14 protein-coding genes are annotated in these 18,820 nt (G+C 71.9%); 5 read left to right on the plus strand and 9 right to left on the minus strand.

The window, feature by feature from the left end:
• Positions 1 to 3 precede the first annotated feature (3 nt).
• On the minus strand, positions 4 to 849 hold the full coding sequence (locus tag ACH34W_RS03050; protein ID WP_395959110.1) for a cytochrome c biogenesis CcdA family protein: 846 nt from the start codon (positions 847 to 849) through the stop codon (positions 4 to 6).
• Positions 850 to 855: 6 nt separating this feature from the next.
• Entirely contained in the window at positions 856 to 1,434 is a 579-nt protein-coding gene (locus ACH34W_RS03055) for a TlpA family protein disulfide reductase (RefSeq protein WP_395959111.1), read from the minus strand.
• A gap of 93 nt (positions 1,435 to 1,527) precedes the next feature.
• Here ACH34W_RS03055 and ACH34W_RS03060 point away from each other — a divergent pair, with 93 nt between their 5' ends.
• Entirely contained in the window at positions 1,528 to 2,325 is a 798-nt protein-coding gene (locus ACH34W_RS03060) for an alpha/beta hydrolase (RefSeq protein ID WP_395959112.1), read from the plus strand.
• Here ACH34W_RS03060 and ACH34W_RS03065 read toward each other — a convergent pair.
• The 7 genes from ACH34W_RS03065 to ACH34W_RS03095 form a co-directional block, all read right to left on the minus strand.
• Positions 2,322 to 3,767 (minus strand): DHA2 family efflux MFS transporter permease subunit, encoded by a 1,446-nt coding sequence (locus ACH34W_RS03065; protein ID WP_395959113.1) that lies wholly within the window; start codon positions 3,765 to 3,767, stop codon positions 2,322 to 2,324. The two genes, ACH34W_RS03060 and ACH34W_RS03065, sit on opposite strands and share 4 nt — an antisense overlap.
• 246 nt (positions 3,768 to 4,013) lie before the next feature.
• Positions 4,014 to 4,634, minus strand: coding sequence for a GPP34 family phosphoprotein (locus tag ACH34W_RS03070; protein WP_395959114.1), 621 nt, complete (start codon positions 4,632 to 4,634; stop codon positions 4,014 to 4,016).
• A 3-nt stretch (positions 4,635 to 4,637) separates the two neighbouring features.
• Complete coding sequence (locus tag ACH34W_RS03075) at positions 4,638 to 4,862, minus strand: hypothetical protein (protein ID WP_395959115.1); 225 nt, start codon at positions 4,860 to 4,862, stop codon at positions 4,638 to 4,640.
• A gap of 3 nt (positions 4,863 to 4,865) precedes the next feature.
• On the minus strand, positions 4,866 to 5,807 hold the full coding sequence (locus ACH34W_RS03080; RefSeq protein WP_395959116.1) for an SPFH domain-containing protein: 942 nt from the start codon (positions 5,805 to 5,807) through the stop codon (positions 4,866 to 4,868).
• Positions 5,808 to 5,831: 24 nt separating this feature from the next.
• Positions 5,832 to 7,433 (minus strand): MFS transporter, encoded by a 1,602-nt coding sequence (locus ACH34W_RS03085; protein WP_395959117.1) that lies wholly within the window; start codon positions 7,431 to 7,433, stop codon positions 5,832 to 5,834.
• Positions 7,434 to 7,496: 63 nt separating this feature from the next.
• Positions 7,497 to 10,622, minus strand: a complete 3,126-nt coding sequence (locus ACH34W_RS03090) for a BTAD domain-containing putative transcriptional regulator (protein WP_395959118.1) — start codon at positions 10,620 to 10,622, stop codon at positions 7,497 to 7,499.
• Positions 10,623 to 10,715: 93 nt separating this feature from the next.
• A complete protein-coding gene (locus ACH34W_RS03095) occupies positions 10,716 to 14,210 on the minus strand; it encodes a phosphodiester glycosidase family protein (protein WP_395959119.1) in 3,495 nt (1,164 codons plus the stop codon).
• A 175-nt stretch (positions 14,211 to 14,385) separates the two neighbouring features.
• Between ACH34W_RS03095 and ACH34W_RS03100 the strand changes: the two genes are divergently transcribed.
• From ACH34W_RS03100 to ACH34W_RS03115, 4 genes are all read left to right on the plus strand, one after another.
• Positions 14,386 to 15,648 carry a sensor histidine kinase gene (locus ACH34W_RS03100; RefSeq protein ID WP_395959120.1) on the plus strand — a complete coding sequence of 421 codons (1,263 nt, stop codon included), beginning with the start codon at positions 14,386 to 14,388 and terminating at the stop codon, positions 15,646 to 15,648.
• 106 nt (positions 15,649 to 15,754) lie between these two features.
• Complete coding sequence (locus ACH34W_RS03105; RefSeq protein WP_395959121.1) at positions 15,755 to 16,552, plus strand: LytR/AlgR family response regulator transcription factor; 798 nt, start codon at positions 15,755 to 15,757, stop codon at positions 16,550 to 16,552.
• Entirely contained in the window at positions 16,549 to 16,953 is a 405-nt protein-coding gene (locus ACH34W_RS03110; RefSeq protein ID WP_395959122.1) for a hypothetical protein, read from the plus strand. Before ACH34W_RS03105 ends, ACH34W_RS03110 begins: the two co-directional genes overlap by 4 nt.
• A complete protein-coding gene (locus ACH34W_RS03115) occupies positions 16,953 to 18,686 on the plus strand; it encodes a cation acetate symporter (protein ID WP_395959123.1) in 1,734 nt (577 codons plus the stop codon). Before ACH34W_RS03110 ends, ACH34W_RS03115 begins: the two co-directional genes overlap by 1 nt.
• The last annotated feature ends 134 nt before the right edge of the window (positions 18,687 to 18,820 follow it).

An 18,820-nucleotide genomic window follows, 5' to 3' on the forward strand; every position in this document is an offset into this window, starting at 1 on the left:
TGGTCAGAGCATCGTCTTTTTCGCGGATCGCCCCTTGAGCAGGCGCGTCCCCGCCACCGCCGCGACCAGCAGGACGGCGAAGGCGGCGGCCACCCAGCCGATGCCGATCATGTCGAGCCGGTCCGACAGCGCCCCCTGGATCTCGGTGGCGGCTCCGACGACCGGGTCGTCGGCGGCGCCGCCCGCGTTCACGCGCAGCTCGTACCAGCCGTAGTAGACGATGTAGACCCCGGCGGGCAGCAGGAGGCCGCCGCTCACCCGCGACACGTACGGCAGCAGACGGCGGAGCCGCGTCACCGCCGCCTCGCGGGTGAGCGCCACCATCATCGCCAGCAGCCCGACGACCAGGCCCATGCCGACGCCGTACGCGACGAAGGCGGCGAGTCCTTCCACGATGCCGCCGCTGCCCGAGACGAGCCCGGTCACGGCGAGGAACGGCGCGACGGTGCACGACAGCGAGGCCACCGCGTACGACGCCCCGTACCCGTACAGCGCGAGCAGGGACCCCGACGGGCCGCCGCCCACGTTCAGCCGGGGCAGCCGTACGAGCAGCTCACGGCCGGTCAGCAACCACACGCCCGTCACGAGCAGGACAAGCCCGATCACGATCGTGGCCCAGGGCAGGTACTCCTGGATCGAGGTCGTCGCCACCGAGATCACCAGGCCGAACGCACCGAAGACCGTGACGAACCCGGCCGTCATCGCCGCCGACAGGCGCAGCGCCCGCCACACCCCGCCCGCCCCCGGCGCGGCGACGAGCAACGCCAGGTACGACGGGAGCAGCGCGAAGCCGCAGGGGTTGAACGCCGCGACGAGCCCGGCGGCGAGCGCGAGCGAGACCGTTTCCATGTCCCGTCAGCCGCCCACGAGGGCCTTCACGTGCTTTTCGAGATCGTCCTCGCCGAGCGGCCCCGAGGCGCGGTCCGACGATCCGTCCCGCTTCATGAACAGGAACGACGACTGCGATGTGACCTTGAAGTGCTTGTAGAGGTCGCCCTCGCGATCGTCGAGCTGGGTGATGCTTCCGGTACCGGTCCGGGACACGAACTTCTGCATCTGGTCCTTGCTCTTGTCGAGCCCGGCGATGCCGACGAACGCGACGCGGCCCTTGTAGCGTTCGGCCACCTTGGCGACGGCCGGGCCCTCCGACTGGCACTTGGGGCACCACGGCGCCCAGAACCAGAACACCACCGGCTGCTCGGCCAGGTTCGACCCGGTGAACGGCTTGCCGTCGAGCGTCGTCCCCTCGAACTTCAGCTGCGCCGGCATCGACCGCAGCCGCCCGGACGGCGTGCCGGAGCCCGCGGCCGCGCCGGTCGGCGAGCTTGCGGACGGCGTCGGCTGCACGGTCGCGGCGTCCTTCGGGTCGTCGTCTGACCCGCCGCACGCGGCGAGCGCCAGTGTGCCGGCGAGCAACAGGGTGAGCTTCCTCATGCGGCAAGGCTAATGAGCGGGACGCCCGCGGGATCTTACGAACCGGTGACGGGGTGCTCTAATGAAGGTGTGCCCGGCCGGACGAAGCCGTGGATGGCGACGAAGCCGTGGATAGCGGGCCTGGTGGTGGTGATCGTGGTGATCGCGTCCCTCTGGGCGCTACAGCGCAGGCTGATCTACTTCCCGGACCGCGCGGCGCCGCCCGTGCCCGCCGGCGTCCGGGAGGTGTCCTACCGGACCGAGGACGACCTGACGCTCAAGGCCTGGTACGTGCCGTCGTCGCGCCCTGACGCCCCGGTCGTGCTGGTGGCGCCGGGCAACGCGGGCAACCGCTCCTACCGTCTGCCGCTGGCCACGGCCCTGGTGGCGCGCGGCCTGTCCGTCCTCCTCGTGGACTATCGCGGCTATGGCGGCAATCCGGGCAGTCCCAGCGAGACCGGTCTCACCCGTGACATCCGTGCGGCCCGCAGCTACCTGGCGGAGGAGGTCGGAGCCGGCCGCGTGCTCTACTTCGGCGAGAGCCTCGGCGCCGCCGTCGTCACCCGCCTCGCGGTGACGCATCCGCCCGCGGGCCTGCTCCTCCGGTCGCCCTTCAGCGACCTGGCCTCGGTCGGCCGCGAGCACTACCCGTTCCTCCCTGTCGGGGCGCTGCTCAAGGACCGGTTCCCGGTCGCCGACCAGATCGCCCGGGTCGAGGCGCCGGCCGCCGTCGTCTACGGGGACGCCGACTCGATCATCCCGCCGCGGCAGAGCCGGGAGGTCGCGCGGCGGGCCACGCGCCTCGTCCGCGAGGTCGTGGTGCCCGGCGCCGACCACAATGATCAGGTGCTCCTCGACGGCCCCCAGCTCATCGACGCCGTCCTGGCCCTGAACGCCGCGCAGCCCGGCTAGCTGAGGCGCCGGTTGGTGAGGGAGGCGAACGTGGCGATCAGGGAGGCGATGAAGAGCAGCGTGAACGCGCGGTGGTAGCCGGTGATCAGGTCACCGAGCTCGCCGGGGGAGAGGTTCGCGGCGGCGCCCCCGTACAGCAGCCGCCGGTCGGCCGCGGCCAGCGCCGACGTGGCGAGCATGAGGCAGAGCGCGGCGCCCATCACGTTCCCCACGTTCAGCAGGGTCATCCGCAGCCCGTTGACCACGCCGAGCCGTTCGGACGGGACCGCCGCCAGGACCGCGGAGGTGTTGCCGGTCGTGAACACGCCGCTGCCGACGGCGACCAGGATCAGGGACAACGCGATCATCGTGTACGGCGTGTCCTCGTCGAACGCGAGCAGCGCCACCAGCATCCCGATCGTCGCGGTCGCCGAACCCGCGGCCGCGATCGTACGGAAGTGGACACGCCTGCCGAGGAAGCCCCCGATCGGCGCCGCCACCATCCCGGCGATCGGGCCGGGCAGCACGGCCACTCCCGCCTCCGCCGGAGTCATCCCGTTCACGGCCTGCAGGAAGAGCGCGACGAGCAGGACGCTGCCGACCCTCCCGAGGTTGTTGCAGAACGCGGCGAGGTTGGCGAGCGAGAAGTGCCGATCGGCGAACAACGTCACGTCCACCAGGGGATGCCGCGCGCGCCGCTGCCGTAAGGCGAACACAGGCAGCAAGGCCACGAACGCGGCGGCGCCCGACAGCGACACCGGGGTGGCCCAGCCGTGCGAGCCGCCTTCGGAGAGCGTGAGGATCAGCCCGCCGAGCCACCCGAAGAGCAGCACGGCGCCGAGGATGTCGATCGGCTCGCGGGTGCTGGGCGGGACGCGGGGGAGGGACAGCGCGGCCCAGGCCAGGGCGACGAGCCCGATCGGCACGTTGAACCAGAACACCCACTGCCAGCCTGCGGCCTCGGCCAGGAAACCGCCCGCCGACGGGCCGATCAGCGGGGCCGCGGTGAGGACGCCGAAGTAGACGCCGAGCCCCTCGCTGAGCCGCTGCGGCCCGAACGCGTGCGCGATGATCGCCGTGCCGTTGGCCAGCAGCACCGCCCCGCCGAACGCCGCCAGCACACGCAGGGCGATCAGCACCTCGATCGTGGGCGCGAACCCGGCCAGCAGGTTCGCCGCCGTGAAGACCGCGAGCCCGAACAGGTACATGTGCCGCCGCCCGAAGACGTCGGACATCCGCCCGCACACCATGAGCAGCGACGTCTGGACGAGCATGAAGCCGAGGACCAGCCAGCTCGACGCGAACGCGCCCGCCTCGAAGTGCCCCACGACGACCGGCAGGGCGATGTTGAGCGTGGTCATGTTGACCACGAGCAGCAAGGTACCGAGCGTGACGACCGAGAGCACGCGCCACGGCCCGGAGCCCTCTGGCCGGCCGAGGGCGGGCTCGGCCGGCGTGCTCACCCGCGCCATGCGTCCGTCTGGCCGACGTGAAGGGTCCTCCACATCGGGCACACTCTCCCGGGTCGGCGACGCGACGTTCTCAAGGTCCTCGGGGCTCGATAGGTTCTAGAGCTCGGTTCTAGATCACTTGCCAGCGTCACCCGGGAGCGCGGCGGCTGTCAATGGAGAGTGAGCACGGCGACACCCCCGTGCCAGGGTCAACCACCTTCCGCGGTGCCGGGGCCGAGCGGCCGGTGGCGCCGGGGCTCAGCCGGCGGCGGCCGCCTGCTGGGCCTCGATCACCTTGCGCACGGCCTTGGCGGCCGGGCCGCTGCGGGCGGTGAGCTCCTCGATGCGCCGCTTGTGGCGGCGCCGGTCGGAGCGGGGGAGGACGGTCTTCAGGCCACCGGCGGCGGCCAGAGCGACGGCGGCGGCGTCCCAGCTGTTGACGTGCGCGACCGGCTTGCCGCGCAGCGCCGAGGAGGCGCCGCCCCAGAGCGCCTTCACCACCCGGGGATCCCGGACCGTGACGCGGGTCGCGGGGAAGAGGCCGAGCAGGCGGTACGGCTCCACGCGGATCCAGCCTTCCTTGGCGAGCTCCGTGCGGATGGTCCGCACGATCCCCTTATGGTCCTTGCGCACCCAGTGCTGCCACGAACGCGGGCGCGAGCCGGAGATCTGGCTCAGCAGCCCGTACGGGTCGTCGCCGGCCGTCTCGACGCAAGGCTTGTTGCCTTTCTCGCCGAGCCGGCCGTCGAGGTAGAGCTCGGTCAGCGCCGCGCCGCGCAGGACGAAGCCGAGCTGTGAACGTGCGGTCATGCGTTTCTTCTGCACGTCGTACGCCAGCAGGAACATCCTGGCCGGCAGGGAATCGGGCATCTCGACCATGAGCTACTCCTCGTCCGCATCCTCATTGTCGATTGTCTTGGGGGGCCGTCCCGGACGCCGCATCCGCTGCACCTCTCCGGGCATCCGCCCGGCGTCGGCGAGCGCGCGGCGCAGCAGGAACTCGATTTGCGCGTTGGTGCTGCGCAGCTCGTCCCCCGCCCATCGGGCCAGCGCGTCGTGGACGGCGGGGTCGAGCCGCAGCAGGATCTTCTTGCGTTCGGAGGCCACGGACTAGTGGTAGAGGGAGCCGGTGTTGACCACCGGCTGCGCGTCCCGGTCGGCGCACAGCACCACGAGCAGGTTGCTGACCATCGTGGCCTTGCGCTCCTCGTCGAGGTCGATCACGTTCTCCTCGGCGAGCTTCTCCAGGGCGGCGTGCACCATGCCGACGGCGCCGTCGACGATCTGCTTGCGGGCCGCCACGACCGCGCCCGCCTGCTGGCGGCGGAGCATGGCCTGGGCGATCTCCGGCGCGTACGCCAGGCTGGTGATCCGCGACTCGATGATCCGCACCCCGGCGGCGGCGACCCGGTCGGCGAGCTCCTCCGACAGCTTCCCCGTGATCTCGTCGGCGTTCTCGCGCAGCGAGATGCGCTCGGCGGAGTCGTAGGGGAAGCTGCCCGCGATGTGCCGCACCGCGGCCTCGGTCTGGAACGCCACGAACTCCACGAAGTCGTCCACCTCGAAGATGGCGCGGGCGGTGTCCTCCACCTGCCACACCACCACCGCGGAGATCTCGATGGGGTTGCCGTCCAGGTCGTTGACCTTGGCCAGCCCGGTCTCGTGGTTGCGGATCCTGGTCGAGACCCGGCGCCGCTGCGTGATCGGGTTGACCCAGCGCAGCCCGGCGGCGCGGAGCGTCCCGACGTACCCGGCGCCGACGAGCTGGAGCACGCGCGCCTCGTTCGGCGCGACCGGCGTCAGCCCCGCCGCCACCGCGAGGCCCGCGAGCACGGCGATGATCGCGCCCACGATGGCGGCGAGACCGGCGCTGTCGTCGGCGGCGGCGGCTCCGATGCTGATGATGCCGAGGACGAAGAGCCCCACGCCGCCACCGAGCAGGAGCAGGGCGAGCGCGGCCATCGCCCAGCCGTTCGTCCCGCTGACGGGACGTTCGCTGATCTGCGGTTCCGGCATGTCCACCGGTGCGGGTTCGAGCGTGGGTTCGGTCATGGTCGCTCCTCCTAGGCTATGGCATCAATCTAGCAAAGTGATATCACTTTTTCCAGACGTGGCGGAGACGGGCTCCTCGTCGGTGATCTCCGGGATGACTTTCGGCACGTTCCGCAGTGTGATCAGCGCGCTCACCGCCACCAGGCCGGCGAACGCCGCGCTGCACATCATCGACACGTGCATGCCGTCCACGAACGCGGCCTTGGCGGCGCCGGTGACCTGGGCGGCGAGCTGTGCCGGGAGCGCGGCTGCGGTCTCGACGGCACCCGCCAGGGAGTCCTTGGCGGCGTGCTCCGCGCCGGCGGGCAGTCCCTCCGGCAGGTCGATGGTGTTCTGGTAGACCGCGTTCAGCACGCTGCCGAGGACGGCCATGCCCAGGGCCGCGCCCAGCTCGTTCGCGGTCTCGGAGATCGCCGACGCGGCGCCGGACCGCTCCTTGGGCACCGAGGCCAGCACGGTGTCGGCGGTGACGGTCATCGCCATGCCCATGCCGAGTCCGCCCACCACCATCAGCGGCACCATCATCAGATACTCCGTGTCCAGCCCGACCAGCGCGAAGCCAGCGAAGCTGACGGCCGAGACCAGCAACCCGGAGGCGGCGACGCGGGCACGGCCGAGCGCGCCGATCAGCGGCGGGGCGAGCGCGGCGCCGCCGATCATCGCCCCGGCCGCCCCCGGCAGCCCGGCCAGGCCCGCCTTCAACGGCGACCAGCCCAGCGCCAGCTGGAAGAAGAGCGAGAAGATCAGCGACTGCGCGACGAGGGCGAACATCGCGAACATGTTGGTGCTGACCGCGCCGGTGAACGCGCCGCGCCGGAACAGCCGGACGTCGATCAGCGGGTCGGCCAGCCGGGTCTGCCGGCGGACGAACACCACCAGCGCGGCGACGCCGATGAGCGCGGAGGCCCCGACCTCGGTCTGCCCGAACCCGTCCACCGCGGCCTCCTTGATCGCGTACACCAGGCCGAGGATCCCGGTGACGGACAGCAGCACGCTGACCAGGTCGAGCCGGCCGGTGACGAGATTGCGTGACTCGGGCAGCACGAACGGCCCGGCGGCCAGCACCAGCGCCATGATCGGGACATTGATCAGGAAGACCGAGCCCCACCAGAAGTGGGCGAGCAGCGCGCCGCTGATCACCGGCCCGAGCCCGACGGCCAGCCCGCCGATCCCGAAGAAGATTCCGACCACCGTCGTGCGTTCCTTCGGGTCGGTGAACGCCTGGCGAATCAGCGCGAGCGCCGACGGCATGAGGGTGGCGCCGGCCACCCCGAGTGCCGCCCTCGCGGCGATGAGCATCTCGGCGGTGGGGGCGTAGGCGGTGACCGCGGAGGCCGCCGCGAACAGCACGGTGCCGGTGAGCAGCAGCTTCTTGTGCCCGATCCGGTCGCCGACGCCGCCCATCGTGATCAGCAGCCCGGCCAGTACGAAGCCGTAGGCGTCGGCGATCCAGAGGATCTGCGTGGCCGACGGGTGCAGGTCGGCCGTGAGATGCGGGACGGCCTGGTTGAGTGCGGTCAGGTCGATGTTGGGAACGAGGACGAGCAGGACACAGATCCCGAACGTGCCCCACTTGCGGGTGTTGGAGAACGGCACGGTGTCCGTCCGAGCGGTTGAGGGGTTCATGCGGGCAGCTTGGGAGATCTCGCTGACCGTCCACGCACCGTCCGCGCACCGCCCCCTGACTCGTCAGGCGCGGGCGAGAGTGAGGACCTCCTGCTGCGTCATCGCCGCTCCACGGTCCCGGGCGGCTTCGAACGCGTCGCCGCCCAGGCGTTCCCGGACCTTCGCCGTGACGCGGATGATGTCGTGCGCGCTCTCCGCGAGTTCCCGGATCTTCCTGGCTCCGCCGAGGAGTGTCGCCGCCCGGGCCGCGTCGCCCTTCTGGAAGGAGATCGCGGCCATGCCCGCCACCGCCTCGGCCAGGGTCTGGGCGTAGACGTTCTCAAACTTGTTGTCGATCGTGGCCAGGAAGTGGGCCCGTGCCGCGCCGAGCTCGCCCTCGGCGACCGCGAGCCACCCCAGCCCGAGTGCGGCGCGCGCCCCGTTCTCGGCGGTCCAGCCCCAGTCGGCGCCCGAGCCCGCCAGCACCTCCTGATACAGCTCGCGCGCGGTGGCGAGGTCGCCGGTGAGGCGCGCGATATCGCCGAGGCCCAGCCGCGCTGTCCGTACCTTCTGCGGCGAGCCGGACCGGGCGGCGAACTCGGCCGCCCGCTCGTACTCGGCACGCGCGGCCGCCAGGTCGCCGCCGCGGATGAACACCTCCGCGCGCCGCCGCAGGAGGTCGACCATGTCCTCCAGCACGCCGAGCTGCTCGACCAGGGAGAACGCCTCGTCCAGCAACTCCAGGGAGCGCTCCAGATCGCCGCTGAGCTCCGCGATCATGGCGAGGCCGTCCAGCGTGTTCGCGATGCCCCAGCGGTCGCCCAGTGCCCGGAACCGCGTGAGCGACTCCTCGAACGCGGGGCGGGCGACGTCGAACTCCCCGCTGAAGATCCACTGATAGCCGGAGCTGAAGCCGTCGAGGGCGTGCAGCCAGGGGTCCGAGCGCATCATCAGGTACTGCCGGCGCTCCTCGATCTCCGCGCGGTCGGGGATCGGGTTGGACATCGCCCACAGGACCAGCACGCTCACCCGCCTGGGCAGAGTGATCATGCCGGGGTAGTCCATCACCGACTCCGCGGCGCGCTTGTAGTCCGCCGTGGCGTCACCGAGCGCCCCGCTCGCCCCCGCGTGCACCACGCAGAGCACGTACTCCTCGGCGAGTCCTTTCGGTGGCTCGGTGCCGTAGTGCTTGAGCAAATCGGCGGCGGGCTGCCCGAGCTCGCTGCGCACGCCGCGCAGCCACCAGTACCAGGACAGCGCGCCGATGAACTGCATGGCGATGGGGGGTTCCGCCCGCACGGCCCAGCGCAGCGCCACATGCAGGTTGTCGCCCTCGGCCGCCAGCCGCTCCATCCAGTCCAGCTGGTCGGCGCCGCGCAGCTCGGGTTCGGCCTGCTCCGCCAGGTCGAGGAAGTACGCGGCGTGCGCGCGCCGGAGGTCGTCCTCCTCGCCCGCCTCGGCGAGCCGTTCGGCGCAGAACGCCCGCACGGTCTCCAGCATCCGGTAACGTCCGCCGTCGCTCTGCACGAGGGATTTGTCCGTGAGCTCGGCCAGCAGATCGTCGACCTCGTACAGGGACGGCCCGCAGATACGAGCGGCAGACTCCAGCGTGAACCCGCCAGCGAAGACCGTCAGCCGCCGCGCCAGCTCCCGTTCGTCCTCTTCGAGAAGATCCCAGCTCCACTCCACCACCGCGCGCAGCGTCTGGTGCCGGGGCGCCGCCGTGCGGTTGCCCCGCGACAACAACCGGAACCGGTCGTCCAGACGGGCCGCGATCTCCTCGACCGGCAGCGACCGGAGCCGCGCCGCCGCGAGCTCGATCGCCAGCGGCAACCCGTCCAGCGCGGTGCAGATCCGCAACACCGCGTCCAGATTCGCCGTGGTGATCGCGAAGCCGGGCCGTACGGCCGCCGCCCGGTCACCGAACAGCAGCAGTGCCGGTGACCCGAGCGCGTCCTCCAGCTCCGCCCCCGCAGCCGGAAGGCCCAGCGGCTGCAGCGGCAGGATCGACTCGCCGGTGACACCCAGCACCTCACGGCTGGTCACGAGCACGCGCAACCCGGGAGCCGCGGTGAGCAGCCGATGCGTCAACCTGGCCGCGTCCTCGATCACCTGCTCGCAGTTGTCCAGGATGAGCAGCAGCCTCCGGTCGCTCACCGCCGCGACCAGCCGTTCCGCCGGCTCCGGCCGCTGCTCCGGGACGGTGGCCTGGAGCCCGTGCTCACGCACTCCCAGGGCGCCGAGCAGCGCCTGCGGAAGCTCCGCCCCGTTCACCGCAGACGAGAGATCGACGAAACAGACCTCGCCGTGCTCGCGCGCCCCCGCCTCGATCGCCAGCCGCGTCTTGCCCGTTCCGCCTGGCCCCAGAAGCGTGACCAGACGCCCTTCACCGAGCAGCTTCCCGACGCGCGCGAGCTCCTCCTCGCGCCCGACGAACGTGGTCAGCTGCGCGGGCAGTGCCGTCCGCACCGCCGGGGCCTGCGCCACGTCCCCCCGCAAGATCGCCAGATGCACCTCGGCCAGCTCCGCCGAGGGGTCCGCGCCGAGCTCCTCGGCCAGCAGCTCCCGTACGTCCTCGTATACCGCGAGCGCCTCGGCCTGCCGTCCGCTCCCGTACAGCGCCCGCATGAGCAGCCCCCGCGTCCGCTCCCGCAGCGGATGCCCGGCCACGATCTCCTGCAACAGGGGCACGATCGTGTACTCGCCCAAAGCCAGCTCGGCCTCGGCCCGATCCTCGGCGGCCGTGATCCGAAGCTCCTCCAGCCGCGCCGCCTGCCCCGCCGCGAACGGAGCCGTCAGATCCGCCAGCGCGGGCCCGCGCCACAACCCGAGCGCCTCCCACAAGAGCTCCGCCGCCGCCGCATGAGCCCCAGCCTTGAGCGCGGCCCGCCCCTCCTTCACCAGGCGCCCGAACCGGTGAACGTCGACATCCTCGGGATCCACGACGAGCCGGTATCCCGTTGCCTGTCCCTCCACGAGCTCCGCCGCGCCCAACCCCCTCCGCAACCGCGACACCTGGGACTGGAGTGCGTTCGCGGCTCCACTGGGCGGCTCCTCGCCGTAGAGCCCGTCGATCAGCCGCTCGCTGGGCACGAGGCGGCCGGCGTCCAGTGCCAGCAACGCCAGCAGAGCCCGCACCCGCGGCCCGCCGACCGCCACGGGAAGCCCGTCCCGCCGAACCTCGACCGGCCCCAGAATGCCGAATTGCATGGTCACGATTGTCCACCAGCGTGGGAAGACCCGAGCCACGGAGTAAATAAAAGGGCCGCCCTCGTGAGGAGGGCGGCCCTACTTCCTAGAGGATTAGGCGGCGGGGCGGCTCTTGGCGGCGGCTGTCGCGGCAATCGTGGCTTGCCGGGAGACGCCGTTCACCTTTACCGCGATCGTCACCGTTCCGGTCCGGAGTGCCTTCAGCCGTCCGGTCGCCGGGTCGAAGGTCGCGACGTGCCACGGGCGGGCGGTCTTCGGCGGGCCGATGTGGAGGTTCGGCGAGCCGCTCCAGTCGGCGCTCATCGGGTAGGTGAGCGGCAGGTCCTGGCCGTTCTGCCGCAGGACGACCGGGATCTCGGCGCTCTCGCCTGCCTTCACGGACGCGGGTGCCTTGAGTGTGAGGTCGTCCACGTGCGGGCGTACCTCGGCGCGCAGCCACTGCGGCGCGGGGAGGAACGGGGCGAGGCGCGTGCGCTCGATCTCGCCGCGCGTCAGCGGATCGACGCCGAACATCGTCCAGCCCGTGAACCCGCCGCTCGTCACCGATGCGGCCGGGTTCTTGCCCGAGTTGCCGTTGATGAACGAGTGCACGCCGTCCACCCGTGAGGCGTTGAAGACGCCGACGTGGGCGTTGACCATGGCCGCTCCCTTGCCGGTCGAGCGCCGGAACTCCGCGAGCCACTGTTCGAGCAGCGCGGCCTCCTTGCGGTCAGCGAGCTGGCTGTTCTTGCCCGGCAGCGGGTCGCGCGCCGGATGGTGGCCGAACGCCATGACGGCGCTGATCGACGGGTCCCGGCGCGCGCCCTCCAGCGCGTTCTTCAGCATCCGCAGCTGCTCGAACGAGCTGGTGCGGTAGGTGCCGGTCGAGGAGTCGAGCAGGACGAAGCGTGTGCCCTTGTGGTCGAACGTGCGTGACGGCTCCCCGAACACCTTGCGGAAGGGCCCGATGTCACCCGAGCCGTAGACCTCGTGGTTGCCGGGCACGTAGTAGTACGGCAGCTTCCCGCCGAGTTCCTCGTCCAGGATCTTCTTGGCCAATGCGAAGTCGGCGTCGTAACCGGTGTCGACGAAGTCGCCGTTGATGACCAGGAAGTCGGGCTTGGCGGCGAGGGCCTCCCGCAACGTGCGCCGGGCCCGCTGGGCGTAGACGCTGTCAGGATCGGCGGCCACGAACTGCGCGTCGGACACCACCGCGAATCGCCACTTGCTGCCGTCTGCCGCACTGCCGTCCCGGATCACCAGAGGATCGGCGGGTGCCGGGCTCGCCGGCGGAGTCTGGACGGACGGCGGCACCTTGGCCACGAGGTCGTCGATCAGCACCTCGCCCGTGTACGCGCGGCTGGCGCTCGTCTCGATCGTGTAGAAGCGGTTGACCTTGATCGGGTACGCGACGGAGGGCGGCACCGCCATCTCCAGGTAGCGCCATCCCTCCCAGGTGATGTACGGCCCGTACAGCGAGAAGGTCTGGTTGTTGGCGTCCGTGATGGTGAACGCCGTCCACTCGCCCTTCTGGTGGCCGTACACCCAGGCGCCGAGCGCCTGCGGCTGCCCGGGCACCTCGATGGGCTGCGGCGGGTAGGCGTAGGCGGTGCGGGTCGCGGTCGACTGCGTGAAGTCGTACGACAGCTTCAGCCCGGCTCCGTTGTGGCCCTCGGCCACCGGCTCGACCTTGCCGGTGCCGCGCGCCGACCCGAACTTCCACTTCGCCCCGTCGTCGAGGTCGGCGATCGTCTTCTCCTCCAGCCCGACGCTGATCGGCAGTGCGGCCTTCACGCCCTTGACCTCGATCGTCACCAGCGTCGATCCGGAGGGCTTGCGCGGCGTCGCCGTGAACGTGCCGCCGTCGCCCGGCGTGATGTCCAGGAGCGAGGTGTCGTAGGTGAGCTTGGTGTCGGACGGCTCGATCGGAGCGGTGAAGCCCTCCTTGTCGAAGCCGACGACGCCGAACGCGCCGCCGCCGTCCTGGCCGGGGATCGTAACCCGGTCGACGGTCGCGCCGACGCGCGTGAGCGGGTTGAGGACGGTCAGGCCGACCTGCCCGCGTGCCCTGCCCTGGACGGCCGAGACGGTGATGTCCCCGGCGATCCGTGCCTTGAACGTGCCGTCGCGGCCGACCGTCCCCTCGACCCCGTTGGCGATCCAGCGCGGCTTGGCCGTCACGGGACCCTGGGCTTCGTCGTGGCCGCGCGCGACGAGCTTGCGCGTGAGCCCGGGGAACACCCGGTCAGGGCGCCCTCCCCGGGTTGGCCCGACGCCTGGAGCCTGCAGGGGGTCGGCGACTGGCTCGACCCAGAAGCCGGTGAGCTTGCCGCTGCCTTCGGCGTACAGCCCGATCCCGTTGGGCGTCGGCCGTTCGGCGCCGTCGGACGGCTGGTTCTCGACCTGCCCGCGCGCCTGCCCCGGCTCGCGCGCCAGCATCGTCGACGAGCCGCCGCCGTCGAGGTTGAGCGCGTTGTGGGCGCCGGCCTCCTTCATCAGCGCGGCCATCTCGGCCAGCGTCACCCCGCGGCTGTCGACCTGGCGGCCGTCCACGGTCATGAGCACCATCGTCCGGCCGTCGGCGGTGAAGCCCGCGGCGGTGCGCGGATGCGCCGCCGGATCGGTGAGCGCCGGGATCTGCCCGTCCTTGATCAACGTCTGGTTGCCGCCGACCGCGAAACCGGCCGCCTTACCGGACGAACGCGGCCGGTAGGCCAGCCCGACCAGGTCTCCGGGCTTGAGCGTGCGGAGGGTGTCGCCGCCCGCCTCCCGGCCGACCAGGACGAAGCTGTCAGCGGCGATCTCACCGGATCCGGGCGTGTCCCCGACCGAGACGACCTTGCCGTCCGTCACGAGCACCTCGGCCACGCGCTGCGCGCCGTCCGCGACGGACCGGCCGCGGCTCCCCGTACCCCAGAGCGAGGTGAACGCGCCGATGCCGTCCTTCTTCACGACATGCGCGTTGAACTGGTCGAGCGGCACCTTGCGTTCGCCCGGCAGGGTGATCTCGCCGTCCAGCAGGATCTTGGCGATCTGGCCGAGCCCGTCAGCCGCCACGCCTGCTGTGTCGGTGGGCCAGTCCGGCTTGGCGGACTTCACCAGTTTGCCGCCGTCCACGGCCGCGCCGTTGGCGGCTCCGGTGCCGTTGATGTCGAAGAAGTCGCCGTTGACCCCCGCGATGGCCCCTGCCCGGCCCGCCTGCTTGGACAGCGGCTCGACCGCCGACACCTTCCCGGGCGACAGGTAACCGGCCCGCACCTTGGCGCCGAGATCGACCGTCAGCAGGTCGCCGCGCAGCCAGCCCTTGCCGTCAAGCCTGTCGAACGAGGTCAACGACGTGCCCGGGGCCACCGGCCGCGTCCTGCGGTCGGTCTCCAGCGCCTCCCCGGCAGCCGCGTTCGCGGTGGGCAGCAGCAACCGGTCGACGTCGCGGACACCGGGCGCCGCAGGATCCGGCGGCGGCGCCGCGAGGGCGGGTGGTGCCGCGAAGACGGGTGGCGACGCGAGGGCGGGTGGTGCCGCGAAGACGGGTGGCGCGAAGCCGGCGATCAAGGTCCCGGTCAGGCCGAGAACGGCGGCGGGGCGGACGATGGATCTCAGTGGGGGCACGAGGCGCCTCCTTTGGCTCCCCAGGGGCGGAAATGCGGCCGGACCAAGAAACTCCAGCCGCGCTATGAAACTCCAGCCACACTGCGCACGGAAGTGTCCCAGATGACCACCGGGCTAATTGATCACAACGGATCGCGGCGCGCCACGGGTCTGGTGACGGCGCTACGGTGACGGCATGGACCTGGTCGTGCCGGTGGTCGCCGCAGTGGCTCTGGCCGCCGTGCTGGCGCTGGTGTTGCGGACGGCCGCGCGCAGGCGGCGGGACCTCGGCAGCCCGGTCGACCGTGCCACGTTCCAGACCTTGCACACCGCCTCGATGGCCGCTCCGCCGCTGCGCGGCGGGCTCACCGAGCAGGGCGCCCAGAAGGCCGCCCGCCACCTGCTCGAACTCCTCGGCTCGGCGGCGGTGGCGATCACCGACGGGGAACGGCTGCTGGCCTGGGACGGCATGGGCGGCGGCCACCACGCGCCGCACGCCGTCGAGCACGCGTCAGGGCCGATGAGCAACGGCCGTACCGCCGTGCTCGGCCCCGAGACGGTGGGCTGCGACGAGCTCGACTGCCTGGTCAGGCATGCCGTGGTCGTGCCGCTGACCACTGACGAACGGGTGGTGGGCACGCTGGCCGCGTACGGCGGCGACGTCTCGGCCGGGCTGATCCGTGCCGTCGAGGAGGTCGGCCGGTGGGTCGACGCGCAGCTGGAGTTGGCCGACCTGGACCGTTCGCGGACACGGCTCATGGAAGCGGAGGTACGGGCGCTGCGGGCCCAGATCTCCCCGCATTTCATCTACAACTCGCTGACCACGATCGCCTCGTTCGTCCGGACCGACCCCGAGCAGGCCCGGGAGTTGCTGCTGGAGTTCGCCGACTTCACGCGCTACTCGTTCCGGCGGCACGGGGACTTCACGACGCTCGCCGAAGAGCTGCGGTCGATCGACCGGTACCTGCTGCTGCAGCGGGCCCGCTTCGGCGAGCAGCTGAAGGTGACGCTGCGGATCGCACCCGAGGTGCTGCCCGTGGCTGTCCCGTTCCTGTGCCTGCAGCCGCTCGTGGAGAACGCCGTGCGGCACGGCCTTCAGGACCGCTCCGGCCCGGGGCTCGTCACGATCATCGCCGACGACGCCGGGTCGGACTGCGTGATCAGCGTGGAGGACGACGGGGTCGGCATGGATCCCGAACGGCTGCGCCACATCCTGGAGGACGGGCCCGGGAGCGCCGGCGGACCCGGCGGACCCGGGGGGCCTGGGGGACCCGGGGGTCCCGGGGGAGAGTACGGCGAGGCGACCGACTCCGTCGGCATCGGGCTGGCGAACGTCGATCTCCGGCTGCGCCAGGTCTACGGGGACGCCTGCGGTCTGACCGTCGAGACGGCGCCGGGCGCGGGGACCAAGGTGACGCTGCGCGTGCCCAAGTACCAGCCGGGCGTCACGGCTTCCTAGCTGGACGAACGGCCTCCTAGCCGGAAAGCGCCTCCCGGTTGACTTATTTTGCCTGGTTAAGCACCCTTTAGTGGGCAAATGTGACTCACGGCACGGGGAGGCGGCGTTGGGGACCGGGCTGCGTGTGCTGGCGGTGGACGACGAGGCGCCCGTTCTGGACGACCTCGCCTACCTCCTGCGCGCCGATCCACGCGTCGGTGACCTGCTCACGGCGCGTGACGGTGCCGCCGCGCTCCGCCATGTGGACCGGGCGCTGGCGGTCGGCCGCCCGATCGACGCGGTCTTCCTGGACATCCGCATGCCCGGCCTGGACGGCGTGGTGCTCGGGCGCCTGCTCGCCCAGTTCGCCCGGCCGCCCCGCATCGTCTACGTCACCGCGTACGAGAACCACGCCGTGGACGCGTTCGAGATCAAGGCCGTCGACTACCTGCTCAAACCTGTCCGGCCCGAGCGCCTGGCCGAGGCCATCCGCCGCGTCGCCGAACCGTCCCCCACCGCCGCCACGGCAGGCCACGACTCTTCCGCCGCCGGTCCCGCCGCGGCGGACCATGATCCCGAGCCGAGCCCCGAATCCGTTCCGGTCGAGCTCGCCGGCGTCACCACCTTCGTGTCCGCCGCCGAGGTCTGGTACGTCGAGGCGCAGGGCGACTACGCGCGCCTGCACACCGCCTCCGGCAGCCACCTGGTCCGCATCCCGCTGGCGGCGCTCGAAGAACGCTGGCGCGCAGCCGGGTTCGTCCGCGTGCACCGCAGCCACCTGGTCGCGCTGCAGCACATCGACCAGCTGCGCATCGAGTCCGGCCGCTGCACCGTGCAGGTCGGCGGCATCGAGCTCCCGGTGAGCCGCCGCCACACCCGTGAGCTGCGCGACCGGCTCGTCCGCAACGCGCGGCGCCCCCAATGAGCCCGCCGACCAGCGGGGCCGACCCCGCGCCGGTCCCGGAACGCCGGCGGGTGCTGGTGACCAGCCCGCGGACGAGGGCGGCACGGCGGCCGCGGCCCCCGGTCACCCAGGAGATCGACGAGCAGACCGGGCTGGGCGAGGCGTACATGCGCTCGCTGATGCGCGCCCAGCTGCGGCTGGCGCTGCTGGTCTGCGCCACCATCGGCGCGGGTGTCGCCGGCCTGCCGCTGCTCTTCGTCCTCTCGCCGCGCCTCCGCGAGCCGACGCTGCTGGGGATCCCGCTCGCCTGGCTGCTGCTGGCCGGGCTGATCTACCCGGCGTTCGTCGCCTGCGGCTGGTGGTACGTGAGGCACGCCGAACGCAACGAACGCGACTTCGCCGACCTGGTGGACAGACCCTGATGCACGACGCGTCGTACGGGCTCGCCGGGGTGTCACTCGTCGTCCTGGCGACGCTGCTGATCGGCGTGTTCGGGCTGCGCTTCTCGCGGACGACCTCGGACTTCTACGTCGCGTCGCGGTCGGTGTCGCCGCTCGGCAACGCGTCGGCGATCGGCGGCGAATACCTGTCGGCCGCCTCGTTCCTCGGCATCGCCGGGCTGATCATGGCCTACGGCGCCGACATGTTGTGGTTGCCGGTCGGCTGGACCGGCGGCTACCTGGTGCTGCTCGTCCTGGTCGCCGCGCCGCTCCGCCGCTCCGGCGCGTACACCCTGCCCGACTTCGCCGAGACCCGGCTGGAGTCGATGGCGGTGCGGCGCGTGACCAGTGTGCTCGTGGTGCTGATCGGGTGGCTGTACCTGATGCCGCAGTTCCAGAGCGCCGGGCTGGTGCTGCGCACGGTCGTGGGCGCCCCTGTCTGGGCGGGCGGGGTGCTGGTCGCCGTCGTCGTCATGATGAACGTGCTGTCCGGCGGCATGCGCAGCATCACCCTCGTCCAGGCGTTCCAGTACTGGCTCAAGCTCACCGCGCTCGCGGTGCCGCTGATCTTCCTCGTGTTCGCCTGGCGGTACGACGCGGCGCCCGGGCTCGGCCGGGACGCGCCGCCCACGTTCAGCGACCGCACGACCGTCGCCGTGGGCACCGACGTCACCGTCCGGGTCGAGCATCCGGTCGAGATCGTGGTGACGGGCAAGATGGACGGCCGTCCGTACCGGGCGGCCCTGCTCGCCCTCACCGCCGGCGACCACCGGATCTCCAAGAACACCGAGGTGACCTTCCCCGCGGGCGCCGCCGTGCCGCACGTCGCCGGCCTCCCGGCGAGGACCGACCGGCAGTGGGCGATGCCGCTGTCAGGACGCGAGCACCCGCTGTACGCCACGTACTCCCTGATCCTGGCGACGTTCCTCGGCACGATGGGTCTCCCGCACGTGCTGGTGCGGTTCTACACCAACCCCGACGGCCGGGCGGCGCGGCGGACCACGGCGATCGTGTTGTCCCTGCTCGGCGCGTTCTACCTCCTGCCTGGGCTGTACGGGGCGCTGGGCCGGCTCTACGCGCCGGAACTGCTCATGACGGGCCGTACGGACGCCGTCGTCCTGACCCTGCCGGGCCGTCTCGTCGGCGGGGTGGCCGGTGACCTGCTCACCGCGCTCGTCACCGGCGGCGCCGTGGCGGCCTTCCTGTCCACGTCGTCCGGCCTGACGGTCTCGGTGGCCGGGGTCATCGGCCAGGACCTGCTCCGGGGCGGCGTGCGCTCGTTCCGCGCCGCGACCGTGCTGGCGCTGATCGTCCCGCTCGTCCTGGCGCTGGCCGCCCGTGCGCTGTCGGTCGCCGACGTCGTGGGCCTGGCGTTCGCCCTCGCCGCCTCGACGTTCTGCCCCCTGCTCGTCCTCGGGATCTGGTGGCGGCGGCTCACGGTCATGGGCGCGCTCGCCGGGCTGGTGACCGGGGGAGGGCTCGCCGGCGCCGCCGTGCTCTGGACGATCGTGGGCGGCCCGCCGAACGGCCTGGCGGGGGCGCTCCTCGCCCAGCCCGCCGCCTGGTCGGTGCCCATCGCCTTCGCCGTGATGATCGGCGTCTCGCTGGTCACGCCGCGCAGCGTCCCCGCCGGGGTGGCCCGCACCATGGTCCGGCTCCACGTCCCCGAATCGCTGGACGTGGACCGCGGCACCTGGCGGCCCAAGGGCGGCTGAAACGGATCTTCCGTTCGGCGCACGAAATCGACCGCTCATCGACGGACGGCGCGCGTCAGCGCGTCCGTCCAGCGCCTCAGCGCACCTCCGGTGGCGGCCTCTCGTCAGCCGGGGCCTGGGCTTTTTACGTTGAC

It is taken from the genome of Actinomadura sp. 6N118, assembly GCF_044326415.1.
Lineage (GTDB): Bacteria > Actinomycetota > Actinomycetes > Streptosporangiales > Streptosporangiaceae > Spirillospora.